Origin of the sequence: Atlantibacter sp. RC6 (genome assembly GCF_014193285.1) — a bacterium.
In the GTDB taxonomy this organism is placed as follows: domain Bacteria; phylum Pseudomonadota; class Gammaproteobacteria; order Enterobacterales; family Enterobacteriaceae; genus Atlantibacter.
In genome coordinates, this window is sequence record NZ_JACHZE010000002.1 from 487287 (window position 1) to 503524 (window position 16238).

General features: G+C 52.2%; 15 protein-coding genes and 1 tRNA gene. 10 read left to right on the top strand and 6 right to left on the bottom strand.

Annotation, left to right across the window (positions count from 1 at the left end):
- Positions 1–1029 carry an EF-P beta-lysylation protein EpmB gene (gene epmB, locus FHW74_RS07385; protein ID WP_183169832.1) on the top strand — a complete coding sequence of 343 codons (1029 nt, stop codon included), beginning with the start codon at positions 1–3 and terminating at the stop codon, positions 1027–1029.
- 131 nt (positions 1030–1160) lie between these two features.
- Positions 1161–1985 (top strand): YjeJ family protein, encoded by an 825-nt coding sequence (gene yjeJ / locus FHW74_RS07390; RefSeq protein ID WP_183169833.1) that lies wholly within the window; start codon positions 1161–1163, stop codon positions 1983–1985.
- A 61-nt stretch (positions 1986–2046) separates the two neighbouring features.
- Here the strand turns inward: yjeJ and FHW74_RS07395 are convergent, their stop codons facing one another.
- The 4 genes from FHW74_RS07395 to FHW74_RS07410 form a co-directional block, all read right to left on the bottom strand.
- A complete protein-coding gene (locus tag FHW74_RS07395) occupies positions 2047–2400 on the bottom strand; it encodes a DUF4156 domain-containing protein (RefSeq protein ID WP_183169834.1) in 354 nt (117 codons plus the stop codon).
- 253 nt (positions 2401–2653) lie between these two features.
- Positions 2654–4300: a chaperonin GroEL gene (groL, locus tag FHW74_RS07400; protein WP_183169835.1), complete on the bottom strand. Its 1647-nt coding sequence runs from the start codon at positions 4298–4300 to the stop codon at positions 2654–2656.
- A gap of 47 nt (positions 4301–4347) precedes the next feature.
- Positions 4348–4641 carry a co-chaperone GroES gene (locus FHW74_RS07405; RefSeq protein ID WP_125294674.1) on the bottom strand — a complete coding sequence of 98 codons (294 nt, stop codon included), beginning with the start codon at positions 4639–4641 and terminating at the stop codon, positions 4348–4350.
- Between the two features lie 136 nt (positions 4642–4777).
- Complete coding sequence (locus FHW74_RS07410) at positions 4778–5251, bottom strand: FxsA family protein (protein WP_144131138.1); 474 nt, start codon at positions 5249–5251, stop codon at positions 4778–4780.
- Between the two features lie 339 nt (positions 5252–5590).
- On the opposite strand from FHW74_RS07410, the gene aspA reads away from it, so the two are divergent.
- The 6 genes from aspA to FHW74_RS07440 all read left to right on the top strand — a co-directional run bounded on the left by aspA (position 5591) and on the right by FHW74_RS07440 (position 11355).
- Positions 5591–7027 (top strand): aspartate ammonia-lyase, encoded by a 1437-nt coding sequence (gene aspA, locus FHW74_RS07415; RefSeq protein ID WP_125294676.1) that lies wholly within the window; start codon positions 5591–5593, stop codon positions 7025–7027.
- 116 nt (positions 7028–7143) lie between these two features.
- Positions 7144–8445: an anaerobic C4-dicarboxylate transporter gene (locus FHW74_RS07420; protein WP_183169836.1), complete on the top strand. Its 1302-nt coding sequence runs from the start codon at positions 7144–7146 to the stop codon at positions 8443–8445.
- Positions 8446–8554: 109 nt separating this feature from the next.
- Positions 8555–8878 (top strand): divalent cation tolerance protein CutA, encoded by a 324-nt coding sequence (gene cutA / locus FHW74_RS07425; protein ID WP_183169837.1) that lies wholly within the window; start codon positions 8555–8557, stop codon positions 8876–8878.
- The gene (locus FHW74_RS07430; RefSeq protein ID WP_183169838.1) at positions 8854–10539 is read left to right on the top strand and encodes a protein-disulfide reductase DsbD; all 1686 of its coding nucleotides are present in this window, start codon (positions 8854–8856) and stop codon (positions 10537–10539) included. The genes cutA and FHW74_RS07430 overlap by 25 nt, the downstream gene beginning before the upstream one ends.
- A 49-nt stretch (positions 10540–10588) precedes the next feature.
- Positions 10589–11164, top strand: coding sequence for a transcriptional regulator (locus FHW74_RS07435; RefSeq protein WP_183169839.1), 576 nt, complete (start codon positions 10589–10591; stop codon positions 11162–11164).
- A gap of 115 nt (positions 11165–11279) precedes the next feature.
- Positions 11280–11355: transfer RNA gene (locus tag FHW74_RS07440), tRNA-Phe, on the top strand.
- 213 nt (positions 11356–11568) lie between these two features.
- On the opposite strand, the gene FHW74_RS07445 is transcribed toward FHW74_RS07440, so the two are convergent.
- On the bottom strand, positions 11569–11703 hold the full coding sequence (locus tag FHW74_RS07445) for an integrase (protein WP_241582077.1): 135 nt from the start codon (positions 11701–11703) through the stop codon (positions 11569–11571).
- Between the two features lie 55 nt (positions 11704–11758).
- Positions 11759–12238 (bottom strand): TraI domain-containing protein, encoded by a 480-nt coding sequence (locus FHW74_RS07450; RefSeq protein ID WP_255459871.1) that lies wholly within the window; start codon positions 12236–12238, stop codon positions 11759–11761.
- Between the two features lie 713 nt (positions 12239–12951).
- Here FHW74_RS07450 and FHW74_RS07455 point away from each other — a divergent pair.
- Together FHW74_RS07455 and FHW74_RS07460 are read left to right on the top strand one after the other, a co-directional pair.
- Complete coding sequence (locus FHW74_RS07455) at positions 12952–13860, top strand: hypothetical protein (RefSeq protein WP_183169840.1); 909 nt, start codon at positions 12952–12954, stop codon at positions 13858–13860.
- A gap of 67 nt (positions 13861–13927) precedes the next feature.
- On the top strand, positions 13928–16228 hold the full coding sequence (locus FHW74_RS07460) for a hypothetical protein (RefSeq protein WP_183169841.1): 2301 nt from the start codon (positions 13928–13930) through the stop codon (positions 16226–16228).
- Positions 16229–16238: the final 10 nt, after the last annotated feature.

Sequence of the window (16238 nt, forward strand, 5' to 3'; positions counted from 1 at the left end):
ATGGCAGACATTGTAACCCTAAACCCCCCTTCCAGAGAAGATTGGTTAGCGCAACTCGCCGATGTTATAACCGATCCTGACGAGCTTCTGCATGTTTTAAATCTGGAAGCTGATAAAGATCTCCTCGCAGGACGTGAAGCAAGACGGCTTTTTGCCCTGCGCGTGCCGCGCGCCTTCGTGGCGCGGATGGAAAAAGGCAACCCTCACGATCCGCTGTTGCGGCAGGTTTTAACCTCCCGCGACGAGTTTGTTATGGCGCCGGGGTTTTCCACCGATCCCCTTGAAGAACAACACAGTGTGGTGCCTGGCCTGCTGCATAAGTATCGCAATCGCGCGCTGCTGTTAGTGAAAGGCGGCTGCGCGGTTAACTGCCGCTACTGCTTTCGCCGCCATTTCCCCTATGCCGATAATCAGGGGAATAAACGTAACTGGCAAACGGCGCTGGATTACATCACTGCGCACCATGAGCTGGATGAAATTATTTTTTCCGGCGGCGATCCGCTCATGGCGAAGGATCATGAACTCGACTGGCTTATCACCCAGCTTGAGGGTATTCCCCATATCAAACGACTGCGCATTCATAGCCGCCTGCCGATTGTGATCCCGGCGCGCATCACCGATGCGCTGACGGCGCGGTTTGCCCAATCCAGCCTGCAAATTATCCTGGTCAATCATATCAATCACGCTAGAGAGATCGATGAGGCGTTTCACGCGGCGATGGCGCAGTTGCGCCAGGCAGGCGTGACGCTGCTCAACCAGAGCGTGCTGTTGCGTGGGGTGAACGACAATGCGCAAACGCTGGCGGCGCTCAGCAATGCGTTGTTTGACGCGGGCGTGATGCCCTATTACCTGCATGTGCTGGATCACGTGCAGGGCGCGGCGCATTTCCTGGTGAGCGATGAGGAGGCGCGCGGCATTATTCGCGAGCTGCTGACGCTGGTGTCGGGTTATATGGTGCCGAAACTGGCGCGTGAAATTGGCGGCGAGCCCAGCAAAACGCCGCTGGATTTACAATTACGACAGCATTAACAACCGGTGCGGAAATAAGTCTGGAAACGGATTATTTCCGCGCATAGGGATGTGTTAGCTTCTTAAAACTATTAATCAAATTTCTCCCGGTGCTGCGGCAATAGCTCGGGATAATTGTTTTGAGAGTCACTATGCCAGCCATGATTAAAGGAATTAATTCAGGCGTTATTTGCCATAATAAACAGTTTGTTTCTCTGGCGTTAAAAATACGCCGCACTGACGAAACGGAAAACCTTTTTTTATTTTCACTCCCGCAATTAAAAGATTTATTGCATGTGCTTGAGAGCCGGGCAGAGTCTTTTGAGCAACCGCAGGAAAGCAGTCAACCTGAGATGCTGCGCTATGCGCCCGCGCTAAATCAAGAAGAGCTGAAAGCGGCGAACGAGGCCTCGCGCGTTGCGGCAATCAGTGCAGTGGTTAACGCATCCGGCGTTGAGCTGGAAATCGTTTCCCGGACGGCTGAGAAAGTCTCTCTGGTTATTAATGATAATCAGGTCGATGTAATTATCCGTGCAATGATCTTCGCAATTAACAACGCAGGCTTTAAAGATATTTTATTAACTGTCTCTTCAATGCTCGATTTTATTGCTCTGTATGATATGGATTTATTAAAAGACGGCAAGATGGAATATGACAGCTATAATCCAGAGCCCTGGAAATTACCACTCTTTAATCGATATCTACTGGTGGTTTATAAATATCAGCAGGATACCGGACATAACGGTTACTGCGGTGCGGTGATTAAAACCAATGTGATGTCCGGCTCGCAGGAAGTACAGGGCATTGCTCAACGCGTTATGAAGTTTAGCCGCCGGTTAAGAAAGATCGCCGGTCGTCCCTGCAAGATATTTTGTAGTGAAATAACACCGTCAGGCAGTGATCCGACAAAACAGGAATGCCTGGATTCATTGCATCGTCTGTGTGTCGCCGCGCTTCGCGACCCGGCAAAACACTAGCGTTTCCGGCATACAAAAGGGAACGCATTCCCTTTTGTATCTCCGGACCGGGCTAATTTGATCAGTTCGGGCACTTATAGACCTGGCCGACCATTTTGCTGGCGGTTGGCACGAAGCTGGAAAGCAGGTTTTGCCCCGGGCTGGATACTCCGTACAGTACGTTGCCGCCCATGGCAGCCGCGTTATTACGTAATTCATTTGCCGCGCCGCGCATAGAGCCGCCCTCTTCGCCGTGCTGGCCAGAAAGCCAGTTGCTTTGCTCGCCCGTCGCTGTTCCCAAGAGCTGGCATTCCGCACCCGGTTTGTCTTCTACAAACCGAACGTTTTGACCACCACTCGATAACTGATTACCCGTGCTGCATCCCGCAAGCAGCAGCGCCGCCGCAACCATTCCCGCTGAGACTGTAATGCGCATGTTATTCCTCGTTATTAATAGACTGGGACAAATCTTATCCGTAAGACCTTATACTAAAAACATGACCAAAAGAAAAACCCCCAGCCATTTCTGACTGAGGGTTTCACATTTTTGTGCGACAGATTGATTTAATCGAATAATTCGCGCTGTGGAAAGGCGGCAAGTTCGCGCATCCCCGGGAGCTTACACCAGTAAGTGACCGGGGTAAGCGAACGCAGCCTACGCATCAACAGCGTGAAGTATGACGATTAAATTACATCATACCGCCCATACCGCCCATGCCACCCATACCGCCAGCAGCACCTAAGTCCGGCGCGTCGCTTTTCGGCAGGTCGGTTACCATGCACTCGGTGGTGATCATCAGGCCAGCAACAGAAGCCGCGTACTGCAGAGCGGAACGGGTCACTTTGGTCGGATCCAGGATACCCATTTCGATCATGTTGCCGTACTCTTCGGTGGCCGCGTTGTAACCGTAGTTACCGTCGCCCGCTTTCACGGTGTTAGCCACAACAGACGGCTCTTCGCCGCAGTTCAGCACGATCTGACGCAGCGGTGCTTCCATTGCGCGCAGCGCAACTTTGATACCCACGTTCTGATCTTCGTTCTGGCCTTTCAGGTCAGCGATTTTGCTGGCTACACGGATCAGCGCAACGCCGCCGCCAGCCACCACGCCTTCTTCAACCGCAGCACGGGTCGCGTGCAGGGCGTCTTCAACGCGTGCTTTTTTCTCTTTCATTTCAACTTCGGTAGCTGCGCCAACTTTGATAACCGCAACGCCGCCAGCCAGTTTAGCTACGCGCTCTTGCAGTTTTTCACGGTCGTAGTCAGAAGTCGCTTCTTCGATCTGCTGACGAATCTGGGTCACACGGCCCTGGATTGCAGCTTCTTCACCCACGCCATCGATGATGGTGGTGGTGTCTTTGTTGATCACGATGCGTTTAGCCTGGCCCAGGTCTTCCAGGGTGGCTTTTTCAAGTTCCATACCGATCTCTTCAGAGATAACGGTACCGCCGGTCAGGATAGCGATATCCTGCAGCATGGCTTTACGACGGTCGCCGAAGCCCGGCGCTTTCACCGCAGCCACTTTCACGATGCCGCGCATGGTGTTCACCACCAGGGTCGCCAGCGCTTCGCCTTCTACATCTTCAGCGATGATCAGCAGCGGTTTGCCTGCTTTAGCAACGGCTTCCAGCACCGGCAGCATTTCGCGGATGTTGGAGATTTTCTTGTCAGCCAGCAGGATGAACGGGCTTTCCAGCTCGATAGAACCGGTTTCCGGCTTGTTGATGAAGTACGGAGACAGGTAGCCACGGTCGAACTGCATACCTTCAACCACGTCCAGCTCGTCCTGCAGACCGGTGCCTTCTTCAACGGTGATAACGCCTTCTTTACCCACTTTCTCCATCGCCTGAGCAATTAGGGTGCCCACGGTTTCGTCGGAGTTAGCGGAGATGGTGCCAACCTGAGCGATAGCTTTGGAATCAGAGCAAGGTACGGACAGCGCTTTCAGCTCTTCAACCGCAGCCAGAACCGCTTTGTCGATACCACGCTTCAGGTCCATCGGGTTCATGCCCGCTGCAACCGCTTTCAGGCCTTCAGTGATGATGGACTGCGCCAGTACCGTCGCGGTGGTGGTGCCGTCGCCTGCCGCGTCGTTCGCTTTAGAGGCCACTTCTTTCACCATCTGCGCGCCCATGTTTTCGAACTTGTCTTCCAGCTCGATTTCACGCGCAACGGACACGCCGTCTTTGGTGATGGTCGGTGCACCGAAAGATTTATCCAGAACCACGTTACGGCCTTTCGGGCCCAGGGTCACTTTCACTGCATCTGCCAGTACGTTTACGCCACGCAGCATTTTTACACGGGCGTCGTTACCGAATTTTACGTCTTTAGCTGCCATTGTTTCTTTCCCTTAAATTCGTTCGTTCAGTGAGTTAACGCGTGTAATTACGCTTCAACAATTGCCAGAATGTCGCTTTCAGACATGATCAACACTTCTTCATTGTCGATCTTCTCTGCTTTCACGCCGTAGCCATCGTTGAAAATCACGATGTCGCCAACTTTCACATCCAGCGGCTTCACTTCGCCGTTTTCCAGGATGCGACCATTGCCTACAGCCAGTACTTCGCCACGGGTAGATTTGCCCGCCGCGGAGCCGGTCAGAACGATGCCGCCAGCAGATTTGGTTTCAACTTCTTTGCGCTTGACGATCACACGATCATGCAATGGACGAATATTCATTGAGAGCTCTCCTTTGAGAAAGTCCGTATTGGTTTTCGGGTAACGCCGGACTCCACTGGGTTTCCGGCTGGTGCCTGAGAGATGGGGTTAGGTTTTTCCCCCTTCAAGGGGGGAAGAGGAAAAAAAGTTAACTTTTTTAGCGATCGTCGCGATCGCGGTCTTCGAGGCGGTTCGAGGTATCGTCTTTACGCTGGTACTCGCCGTCGAATGTCTGGCCGCTGTTGCCGCCAGGGCCGAATCCGCCGGACATTTTACTAAAGCGCAAATGCGGCATCAGTTTGAGGGTGAGGTGCTTTTGCACTGGCGGGAGCAGCAGCAACAGGCCGAGGAAATCGGTAAAGAAGCCGGGAAGCAACAGCAGGAAACCGGCGATAACCAGCGACACGCTTTTGATCATTTCTGCCGCCGGGCTCTCGCCCGCCGCCATTTTCTGCTGCATCAGCATGAAATTTTTGAATCCCTGGTTGCGCACCAGCGACATCCCAATCACCGAGGTGAAAATCACCAGTACCAGGGTCATAAAGATGCCGAACACATGGGCAACCTGGATGAAAATCGAAATCTCTATGTAGACGTAGAGAAAAAAGACAATAAAGGGTAACCAACGCACAGTATTCTCCTGTGAATAAAAAACAGACGCCGACGCGCCTGTAGGAAGAGATTTGCTCACGCATCATCAGGTAATGGCGACGCCATAGCCACTTTTCAATCGGATGACCGGGACATTTTTTTTAGAAATTGTTAAGCGGTGACCTATTTCACAGATTAATAAATGTAATGCACCAACGCCTACAATAAGTGATCCAGATTACGGCTTTTCGCGGATAACAGCATATGATCATGGGCATCAGACCGAATAAGGAGATATTTGTCGGTCGTTAATCCTCCATAACCACATATATTCTGTGAGTTTGGTAAAACATTCGTCAGCTTGAGAAAGAAGGTTCACATGTTAAACAACATTCGTATCGAAGAAGACTTGTTGGGTACCAGGGAAGTTCCAGCGGAGGCCTATTACGGCGTACACACTCTGAGAGCGATTGAAAACTTTTACATCAGCAACAGCAAAATCAGCGACATACCGGAATTCGTTCGCGGAATGGTGATGGTGAAAAAGGCCGCCGCGATGGCGAACAAAGAGTTGCAAACCATTCCTAAAAGTATTGCGAACACCATTATCGCTGCCTGTGATGAAGTGCTGAACAACGGGAAATGCATGGATCAATTCCCGGTAGACGTTTACCAGGGCGGCGCAGGCACCTCTGTAAACATGAATACCAACGAAGTGCTGGCGAACATCGGCCTGGAACTGATGGGACATCAGAAAGGCGAGTACCAGTACCTCAATCCAAACGACCACGTTAACAAATGCCAGTCCACTAACGATGCCTACCCGACTGGCTTCCGTATCGCGGTTTACGCCTCTATCGTTAAACTGGTAGACGCGATCAACCAACTGGGCGAAGGCTTCCAGCGCAAAGCCGTTGAATTCGAAACCATTCTGAAGATGGGCCGCACCCAGTTGCAGGACGCGGTGCCGATGACCCTCGGCCAGGAATTCCACGCGTTTAACGTGTTGCTGAATGAAGAAACCAAAAACCTGCTGCGCACCTCTGAACTGCTGCTGGAAGTGAACCTCGGCGCGACCGCTATCGGTACTCGCCTGAACACGCCGGACGGCTACCAGCATCTGGCGGTACAGAAGCTGGCTGAAGTCTCTAATTTGCCGGTTGTGCCAGCGGAAGACCTGATTGAAGCCACCTCCGACTGCGGTGCCTACGTGATGGTGCACAGCGCCCTGAAACGCCTGGCGGTGAAACTTTCCAAAATCTGTAATGACCTGCGTTTGCTCTCTTCCGGTCCTCGTGCGGGCCTGAATGAAATCAACCTGCCGGAACTGCAGGCGGGCTCGTCCATCATGCCAGCCAAAGTGAACCCGGTGGTGCCGGAAGTGGTTAACCAGGTGTGCTTCAAAGTGATTGGCAACGATACCTGCGTGACCATGGCTTCTGAAGCCGGTCAGTTGCAGTTAAACGTGATGGAGCCAGTGATTGGCGAAGCGATGTTTGAATCGATTCATATCCTGACCAATGCCTGCTACAACCTGCTGGAAAAATGCGTCAACGGTATCACCGCGAATAAAGAAGTCTGCGAAAGCTACGTTTATAACTCCATCGGTATCGTCACTTACCTGAACCCGTTTATCGGCCACCACAACGGCGATATCGTCGGGAAAATCTGTGCCGAAACCGGTAAGAGCGTGCGCGAAGTCGTGCTGGAACGTGGTCTGCTCACTGAAGCGGAGCTTGACGATATCTTCTCCGTGAATAATCTGATGCACCCGGCTTACAAAGCGAAACGTTATACCGATGAAAGCGAACAGTAATAGTTCTTCATAATTCGGCGAAAGGCACGTCACTGGTGACGTGCCTTTTTTGTTTCTGGCGGATACTAAAATACAACAACTTATTATCAACTCGTTAAAATACAAGGAAGCGCATTATGTTTGGTGCTGAACTCGTCATTGTCCTTTTGGCGATCTACCTCGGTGCCCGGCTCGGTGGCATAGGCATTGGCTTTGCTGGCGGTCTGGGCGTTCTGGTATTGACCCTGATGTTTCAAATTAAACCCGGAGCGATCCCGTTTGACGTTATCGAAATCATCATGGCGGTTATCGCCGCGATTGCCGCCATGCAGGTTGCCGGCGGGATGGATTATCTGGTAAGCCTTGCGGAAAAACTGCTTCGCCGCCACCCCAAATACATTACCTTCCTTGCCCCGCTGGTTACCTGGTTTATGACCATCCTGGCGGGTACAGGCCATACCGCGTTCTCCACCATGCCGGTGATCACCGAAGTGGCGAAAGAACAGGGCATCCGCCCTTCCCGTCCGCTGTCTATCGCCGTTGTCGCCTCGCAGATTGCGATTACCGCGTCGCCGATCTCTGCGGCGGTGGTGTTCTTCGCGGGTATCCTTGAACCGCTGGGCGTGAGTTACCTGACGCTGCTGGGCATTTGTATTCCGGTGACGCTGATTGCCGTGATGCTGACCGCCGTGCTGTGTAACTTCCTGGGCGCGGAACTGAAAGACGATCCGGTGTATCAGGAGCGTTTAGCCCGTGGCGAAGTGAGCCTGCGCGGCACTCAGGCGTTTGTTATCAAACCGCACGCCAAACGCGCCGTCATGCTGTTCCTGATCGGTATTGTGGCCGTTATGCTGTACGCCACCGCCATCAGCCCAACCGTGGGCCTGATCGCCAACCCGGTACTGCCGCGTAACGAAGCGATCGTGGTGTTTATGCTTACCGTGGCGACCCTGATCTGCCTGACCTGTAAAATCAATACCGGCGATATTCTTAACGCGGGTACCTTCAAATCCGGTATGAGCGCCTGTATTTGCGTGCTGGGCGTGGCGTGGCTGGGCGATACTTTCGTAAAACATCACATCGAAGATATCCAGGCTGTGGCAGGCGATCTGCTGAACAGCTATCCGTGGCTGCTGGCCGTGGTGCTGTTCTTCGCCGCTACCCTGCTTTACTCCCAGGCGGCGACCACCAAAGCCCTGATGCCGGCTGCGCTGATGCTGGGCGTGAGCCCGCTGACCGCAGTGGCCTCGTTTGCCGCGGTTTCCGCGCTGTTCGTGCTGCCGACTTACCCGACGCTGCTGGCGGCGGTAGAGATGGACGACACCGGTTCAACCCGCATCGGTAAATATGTGTTTAACCACGCCTTCCTGATCCCGGGCGTGGTGGCTATCGCGCTGTGCGTGATCCTCGGCTTTATCGTGGGCGGTATGGTGCTGTAATCACAGCCATTGTCATCAAAAGTAAAAACGGGCCGCATTGCGGCCCGTTTCATTATCCCGATCCCTTGCCCGTGATATAGTGCCTGCTTTCACTGAGACGAGGATGATTATGACCACGCCCACCGCTGTCGTAGTACTCTGCACCGCCCCGGATGAAGCCACTGCGCAAGAACTGGCGACCAAAGCATTAAGTGAAAAACTGGCTGCCTGCGTCACGCTGTTGCCCGGTGCCTCGTCGCTCTATTACTGGGAAGGGAAGCTTGAACAGGAGTATGAAGTACAAATGCTGCTGAAAAGCGATACCCGGCATCAGGATGCGCTACTGGCGTGCCTGAGATCCCATCATCCTTATCAAACCCCTGAATTACTGGTTTTGCCAGTGCTCCACGGAGATAGCGATTACCTCTCATGGCTCAACGCATCCTTACGTTAATTCTGCTGTTTTGCAGCACCCAGGTTTACGCCGGCTTATTTGACTCGCAGAAAAGCCAGTTTGTCCCGGTGGACAGCGCTTTCGCTTTTGATTTCCAGCAGCAGGGCAACAGCCTGGGGCTGAACTGGCAAATCAAACCCGGCTACTATCTCTACCGCCAGCAAATCAGCGTGACGCCAGCGCAGGCCACGGTCGGCGCGTTAAATCTCCCAGCCGGCGAGTGGCATGAGGACGAGTTTTACGGCAAGACCGAAATTTATAAGCATCAGCTCTCCGTCACGCTACCTGTTAGCGAGGCGGCGCAGGGCGCTACGCTGCGCGTTACCTATCAGGGCTGCGCCGAAGCGGGCTTCTGCTATCCGCCGGAAACCAAAGTCGTGCCGCTCAATGCGGTTGCGCCGGGTGAGTTTACCCCCGCGCCGGTTACCGCCCCGGAAGAAAAACCCAGCCAACTCCCCTTTTCCGCCCTGTGGGCGCTGTTGATTGGTATTGGTATTGCGTTTACGCCGTGCGTCCTGCCGATGTACCCCTTGATCTCCGGCATCGTCCTGGGGGGCAAACAGCGCCTGTCGACGGCGCGTGCGCTGTGGCTGTCGTTTGTCTATGTTCAGGGGATGGCGCTCACCTATACGGCGCTGGGCCTGATTGTGGCCGCCGCCGGGCTACAGTTCCAGGCCGCGCTTCAACATCCTTATATTTTGATTGGCCTGTCCGTGGTGTTTATCGCCCTGGCGCTGTCGATGTTTGGCCTGTTTACGCTGCAACTCCCCTCTTCACTGCAAACGCGCCTGACGCTACTCAGCAACCGCCAGCAGGGCGGCTCGCTGGCAGGCGTGTTCAGCATGGGGGCGATTGCCGGGCTGATTTGCTCGCCGTGCACCACCGCGCCGCTGAGCGCCATCCTGCTGTATATCGCCCAGAGCGGCAATCTGTGGCTGGGCGGCGGGACGTTATATCTCTACGCGCTGGGCATGGGGCTGCCGCTGATTCTGGTAACGGTCTTCGGCAACCGGCTGCTGCCAAAAAGCGGGCCGTGGATGCAGCAGGTTAAAGTCGCTTTTGGTTTCGTGATCCTGGCTTTGCCGGTGTTCCTGCTGGAACGCGTAATCGGCGAAGCCTGGGGATTACGGCTGTGGAGCCTGCTGGGCGTCGCGTTTTTCGGCTGGGCGTTTATCACGTCGCTTAGCAGCCATAAAGGCTGGATGCGGGTAGTGCAAATTGCCCTGCTGGGCGCTGCGCTGGTAGCCGCCCGTCCGCTACAGGATTGGGCTTTCGATACGCCGGTGCAGGCGACGCAGGCCCATCTCAACTTTACGCGCATCTCCGATATCGACGCCCTGAACAGCGCGCTGGCGCAGGCGAAAGGGAAACCGGTAATGCTGGACCTGTACGCCGACTGGTGCGTGGCGTGTAAAGAGTTTGAAAAATACACCTTCAACCATCCTGATGTGCATCGCGCGCTGGAGAACACCGTGCTGTTGCAGGCGGACGTTACCGGCAACAGCCCTCAGGATGTGGCTTTACTAAAGCATCTCCAGGTGCTGGGTTTACCGACCATTTTGTTCTTTGATGCTAACGGCCAGGAGCAACCGCAGCAGCGCGTGACCGGCTTTATGAACGCCGCGGATTTCACCGCGCATTTGCACAATCTGGCCCGGTAAACAACACTTGGGATGGAAACAACCGTTGGGACGAACGGAGGAGTGAACCGTGCAACGCGAACAAGTACTTGAGCACGCCCTACAAGTTTTAGAAGAAAAGGGGCTTGCCAACACCACGCTGGAGATGGTGGCCGACAGAGCGAATTATCCCGTTGAGGAGGTGATCCGCTTCTGGCCAGACCGTGAGGCGCTGTTTTATGACGCGTTGCGTCATCTGAATGAACAGGTCGAAGCCTGGCGCAGACAATTACTTCATAATGACGAGCTGAGCATTGAGCAGAAGCTGCTGTACCGATATCAGGCGCTGACCGAGTGCGTCAGCCAGAACCGCTATCCAGGCTGCCTGTTTATCGCTGCCTGCACCTTTTATCCGGATGCCTCGCATCCTATCCACCAGATTGCTGACCGCCAGAAAAAGGCCGCGCTGGATTACACGCATGCGCTACTTACCCAACTGGAAGTCGACGATCCCACCATGGTGGCTAAACAGATGGAATTGATTCTGGAAGGCTGCCTGAGCCGCCTGCTGGTCAAGCGCAGCCAGGCCGATGTGGATACCGCTCGCCATCTGGCGGAAGATATTCTGCGCTTCGCGCAGTGCCGCCTCGGTGGTGCTCTGACGTGAAAACGCTCGCTTTTGCGGATTTTGCATGAAAAGCAGGCAATCAGCACAGATTTACGGAATTTTTATGACAAAGCCGTTGACGCCATGCGGCCTTTACGGTTTAATTCGCCCCGTTGCCCGGATAGCTCAGTCGGTAGAGCAGGGGATTGAAAATCCCCGTGTCCTTGGTTCGATTCCGAGTCCGGGCACCACTATTCAAAGCCGGTTGGTCAGTTTTGCAAGTTGCACTCCTGACGGACACGAAGGTGAGCCAGTAAAAACACGATGTAACGCTGTTACTTGTTGTTGAAAGAAAGGCTCTTGAAAAACAGACTTGTTGCAAACTAGTCTGTTTTTTCGCGCATTATCTTCACAGATCTCCATTGCAAATGCCAAATTGCGTCAGCGCCATATTCCTCTGGTCGCTACATCAACTCCGTTTCCAGTATATCCCGCAGGCTATCAACACTTTCATCAATGTATTCCAGCGTCGATGTGATGCTGACATGGCCCAGCAGTTTCTTCACCGCGTACAAATTGCGCTCAGGTGATTTCATCATGTGCGTTGCCACGTATGCCGGAACCAGCGGGTACTCGTTCATCACCTCCGGGTACTTACTCTTTCTCATCAGGTCGAAAGGTCGAACCAACGTGGAGGTGACAAAGGTATTTCACCGCATAGAGCACCACCGCATTCCAGGCTGCGCTTTGCGCCGCCTGCTCTTCTGGCGGTGCGCCAACCGGCAGCATGTAGCTTTTTGACAACCGCGCCGCATACGACACTGTTTCCAGCATATAGTCTGCCATCCCACCAGGACGAGCATACGGCCCACTTTCCGTAAGAGAAAATTGCTGCATCAGCGTCACGCAATGCTCCAGCGGAGCAAGGTAATACTCTCGATCCATGTCTTTCGGCAAGGAGGAATAATCCCAGAGCGATTGCAGCCATTGCTGACGGCGTGTTGTCGCCAGCAGCTCACTGGCGGTCATAGGCAGAAAGTAGCCTGGAGACAAAGAGGGTTTTATCGCCTCAACGATCGGGAGAACATCCGGGCGCAAACGCCCCGGACGGAGAAAAAATTTCTGATTCAACATTTTGGAAACCTGTGAGGTGGAAATTCCGCTACCTTAAACGTTGGTCTTCATCGGGCAATCAACAACTCACAATTCGATTTTGAATTTTCACCTGCCAAGTCAGTACACTTCCGGCAAGATCAACAAGGTTCATTCTCCTGTTAGCTTCATTTTTACTGTTTATTAGTTTCAGGAAATAGTCGTGTTCAAAAACAATTTCCTTTTTGCATACTGTTTCCTGTTTTGAATTGGCAATATGGAACTCAATACTTTCAGACAATGTATGTTAATCGACATGACGACGATGTCTGATGAAACTAAAACTCAAATCGCAGAATTTTTTATCGTCCTTAATGTCAATTATCCCATTGGCATTACAGGTTAAATCTGGTCGCCTGGTGAGGAGTTCATCGATAAATTCTGCATCGAAAAATATTCGTCCTCTCAACCTATTAGCCTGCATTATATATGCAAATACCCAGGGTATATTCTGCCGTGTTGCTCCCCTGAAGCACCAGCCTTCAGCCGCGCGGTATTCTTCAAGCATCTGTTTCGCCAGGGCAAATGAAATCCTTATTCCAGTTCCCTTTTCGGGGTCTGAAGCCCAACCGTCCGAAAACGTACACTAAGTACGTTTTTTGTTCATGTGATTTTCATCACGGTTCCTTTCAAATAATTAAGACTAGACTAAAAGTCACGTACCGTAATAGATATCTGTATGAAAAGGAATTTATATGAAAATGCTATCGCTAAGCGAGCTACGTCCCGCAGACGTATTGCTTTTCTCGCCTGAAAAAAAAAGTTTTATTTCATGGGCCATCACTTTCTTAACCGATGCTCCTGTCAGCCATGCTGCACTTTATTTTAATGAGGCTCCCCCCACTATTATTGAAGAAACGCCGCCACAGGTTTCTGAAAGCTCAGCACAAAAACGTTTTCATGGCCGCACCATCCATGTTTATCGCCATACCAGCACTTCGCCGCTTAAACCGGTTATTGATGCCGCCAGACGACACCTGAATAATCAGGAGCCTTATGATCACGCCGGGCTCTATATGGTTGGCCTGCTGCTGATGTATAAGAAATTCTCCATTACCAGTCAGAAACAGCAGGTGATAATCCGAATTCTGAAAAAGCTCACGGCAACCATTACCCACTACATTCAACAGCATCAGACACCGGGTAAACATCCGATGGTGTGTTCGCAGTTCGTCGCCCAATGCTTTGACGACGCGGGTAGCCCATTCCGCCTGCAGTTCCGCCACACCTCTCTGACAGACTCCGCATTTGGCGAAACGTTGTTAGATAAAGCAACTCGCTGGATGAAGCAGCATCAGCCGGTTTTCTCCGAATACGATACGGCAAGCGCGCCGGAAACTGCCAGCGATGAATCGCTGTGCGAAGCATTGCACGATGCTTTTTTGGATAATACAAATCAACCAGCCCCTTTGATGACCGAGGCACTGACAGAATCTATTTATCATTTTGCCAAAGCCCATGCCGCACTGATAAATATTGATACCGCAGAAAAAAATTATCACCCGCTGACTGCACTGCAGGCGAATAATAATATGTTTGTATCTCCGGGTGATTTAATGCGTACTTGCAATAATTTAGTCCCAGTTGGAATTGTCATTATTTAATTATTATTGGATACCTCTCGTGTCAGTAGATACTTAACGATTATTTTATTATTCAGGGATATTAATCATGATGGATGAAACACATAGCGATAACCAACAATCACATATTAATGAATCAAGCCAACAGGTTACCTCTACCACAACAACTATTTCAATGACCGAAGCTGCCCCAAGGCTAAGCGCGGCACTGGATAATGCTGGAGAAGTGCCAAGTTTTGCCGATCAGCTTTATGAAAAAATCACCTCGGTTATCGGCGGAAATAACCCTAATCAATTTTTCTGCATGAGCCTTCCCGGCATGCAAATTGATAAAAATCTCTACAGTTACGATATTGAAAACAACCAGCCGAAACCGCCGTTAGTTGAAGCCAACGAATCAAAGCTGGTTAACCGGCTATTTGATGCCTGCACGATGGCCAGCTCTGACAATGGCCGTCACCTGCAAACGCAGTATAAAAGCGCGCTGGATATGTTGACGCCGCAACTGAATGGCAAGCTGTTTGATGCAAAATCAAAGCTGCGTAAAGTTCTGATGACCCCCTATCCGTATAATTTTGGCGACGGCTTAACCACCGGCTTCACGCTTCAGCAGGTCTTCTACCGCTTGTATAGCGAATACGTTGATGCCAAACAGGCCTGGGCCAAAGTTCAGCTAGAGAAAAAAGCTGAACTGGATGCCAAATACCCGGGCGAAACGAAGGAAACCAATCGCAGCAAACAAAACGACTATCTCAACTGGTATGAGACCACCGCCGAGTCTCAGTTGCTGAAGGTGCAGGAGAAACTGGGGAAAGTGCTCAACGTTTTCTCACCGGGCGATATGGAGATTATTACCGGGATCCTCGACAGCGGCGCAGGGCGTGAAATTGCCGAGGCCCGGCAAACGCTGGCTAACGTACAAAAGCTCAACCCCGATGGTGGCTACGTCTACCCGGTAACGCTTTATCCGGAAAACTGGTTCAACCTACTGGATACGTCGTTCACCCCTATCGACCTGTTAGAAAGCCCTGCAGCGCTGGCGCAGCAGCTCTCCGTGCTGTTGGTACAGCGCAGCAATTTATCCATGACGATCGACTCGTTCCTGAATATTCTTCCTGACCCGGCGATGCTGAAAGATCTCAAGGATAAGCAGGACGCTGCGAAGAAGGAGCTTACAGCGGCTCAAAAGGCAGTCACTGAGGTCTATAGCGCCATCACAAACGATACCCTAAAGCTGATTGTCGATATTGTTGGGCGCTCCAATGATAAGGACAAAAGCAAAGCGCTTGCGGGTACCACGTCCAGGATCCTCAATGTTGATCCAGAGGTGGCAGGAAAAGTCATTACCGCATTAACAGACAATGCCAGCAAGTGCATGCAGGCACAGGACGAATTAATTCTGGCTGCCCAAAACGCCACCGAAAGCGCAATGAAGTATTTCGAGGCAAAAAACCTGACTCAGTACAAGTCAATGCTCTTACCATTGCAAACACAGCTTAAAAGAACGGAGGACGATATTGCCGCAGTACGGCAACAAATTGGCCTGGCGTCGGTGATGCAGCAGGCCAGCAAGCCAATAGATGGCAGCGATGTCACGCCGAACGTTGTACCTAACGGTTTCACTCAGGTATTGATTGAGTCAACGATGGCGTCGGTCAGACAGAAATCAAGCAGCGCCAGCTCGGCCTCTGAGTCCTCGTATCGCTCATCTTTCTTCTTCGGCGGATACAGTAGCAGCCGTTCGCACCGGGAGTCCATAGACAGCCGCGAGTCCGAGACCAGCAACGTCAAAATCCAGATAGGGATGTCGATTGCGAAGGTAAGCATTGGCCGGGAATGGTTTAACCCCGGCGTATTCCTGCTCACCAAAGATATGTACAACACGTCCAGCAAAAAAATCGCCCCGAATCAAAAAGGCAAACCGTTCCAGGAAACGCGTTTTAATGCAATGAACGACTGCGTTTTCCCGTGTTTCCCGGTTGCATTTATCATTGCTCGCGACGTTACCATTAAATTTTCCTCCGACCAGGCAATGTCGAGCAGCTTTGCCCAGAGTGTGGAAGAGCACTCTTCGAGCGGCGGCGGCTTCTTTATCTTTGGCGGCAGATCGTCCTCATCGTCCAGCTCCGCTAGTAGCAACTCGCGCGCAACCTCTTCGGCAAACAGCGTCACCGTACGCTTTACCAGCCCGCAAATTCTCGGCTATTACCTGGAGGCTACGCCGGCGGACGAAAGTGTAACCCTCAGCGAAGGGCGCAACGCTAACGGCGACTACATATCAATCCTGGATTTCATTAAAAACTTCCAGTCCATGCTCGACGACTACAACAAAACTTATAACCGGGAGCCCCTTCAAATGTACATCCCAAGGAACGAATCAAGTGAGTAACGGAGAAATG

Excerpts from the sequence above, each read along its gene's own strand:
- epmB (WP_183169832.1), top strand. The coding sequence starts at position 1 with ATGGCAGACATTGTAACCCTAAACCCCCCTTCCAGAGAAGATTGGTTA.
- yjeJ (WP_183169833.1), top strand. The coding sequence starts at position 1,161 with ATGCCAGCCATGATTAAAGGAATTAATTCAGGCGTTATTTGCCATAAT.
- FHW74_RS07395 (WP_183169834.1), bottom strand. The coding sequence starts at position 2,400 with ATGCGCATTACAGTCTCAGCGGGAATGGTTGCGGCGGCGCTGCTGCTT.
- groL (WP_183169835.1), bottom strand. The coding sequence starts at position 4,300 with ATGGCAGCTAAAGACGTAAAATTCGGTAACGACGCCCGTGTAAAAATG.
- FHW74_RS07405 (WP_125294674.1), bottom strand. The coding sequence starts at position 4,641 with ATGAATATTCGTCCATTGCATGATCGTGTGATCGTCAAGCGCAAAGAA.
- aspA (WP_125294676.1), top strand. The coding sequence starts at position 5,591 with ATGTTAAACAACATTCGTATCGAAGAAGACTTGTTGGGTACCAGGGAA.
- FHW74_RS07420 (WP_183169836.1), top strand. The coding sequence starts at position 7,144 with ATGTTTGGTGCTGAACTCGTCATTGTCCTTTTGGCGATCTACCTCGGT.
- cutA (WP_183169837.1), top strand. The coding sequence starts at position 8,555 with ATGACCACGCCCACCGCTGTCGTAGTACTCTGCACCGCCCCGGATGAA.
- FHW74_RS07430 (WP_183169838.1), top strand. The coding sequence starts at position 8,854 with ATGGCTCAACGCATCCTTACGTTAATTCTGCTGTTTTGCAGCACCCAG.
- FHW74_RS07445 (WP_241582077.1), bottom strand. The coding sequence starts at position 11,703 with ATGATGAAATCACCTGAGCGCAATTTGTACGCGGTGAAGAAACTGCTG.
- FHW74_RS07450 (WP_255459871.1), bottom strand. The coding sequence starts at position 12,238 with ATGTTGAATCAGAAATTTTTTCTCCGTCCGGGGCGTTTGCGCCCGGAT.
- FHW74_RS07455 (WP_183169840.1), top strand. The coding sequence starts at position 12,952 with ATGAAAATGCTATCGCTAAGCGAGCTACGTCCCGCAGACGTATTGCTT.
- FHW74_RS07460 (WP_183169841.1), top strand. The coding sequence starts at position 13,928 with ATGATGGATGAAACACATAGCGATAACCAACAATCACATATTAATGAA.